Source organism: Arenibacter lacus (assembly GCF_008711145.1).
Taxonomy (GTDB): Bacteria; Bacteroidota; Bacteroidia; order Flavobacteriales; family Flavobacteriaceae; genus Arenibacter; species Arenibacter amylolyticus.
On record NZ_VVIN01000291.1, the window covers coordinates 1 to 306 of the forward strand.

The 306-nt window shown below is 44.4% G+C and carries 1 pseudogene; it reads right to left on the bottom strand.

Features of this window, described 5'->3' with window-relative positions:
* Positions 1–306 (bottom strand): annotated as a pseudogene (locus tag F1E73_RS17800) (SusC/RagA family TonB-linked outer membrane protein); the annotation flags it as partial.

A 306-nucleotide genomic window follows, 5' to 3' on the forward strand; every position in this document is an offset into this window, starting at 1 on the left:
CCATTAAGGTCTACAAATTGCTGACTTCCATCTATTACCTCTCCGCTAAAAACGGGCCCCCAAATCTGTCCAATTTCCTCGCCTTCCTTAATGCGGATCATATCGGTATCATTCTGTCCGGGAGCACCTAGGGATCCTCTCATCTCCTGTGGGGTAAGATATTCCTTTAGTACGGTTTTGTTGCGAGAAACAATTACACCCGAGTTGTAGGTTAGGGCATCATTCCTAACTATATCGTAATTCAAGGCAACTTCAAATCCTGTTGAGCGTAGTTTTCCTGCATTTTCTACCCTTCTTCCAGTTGGA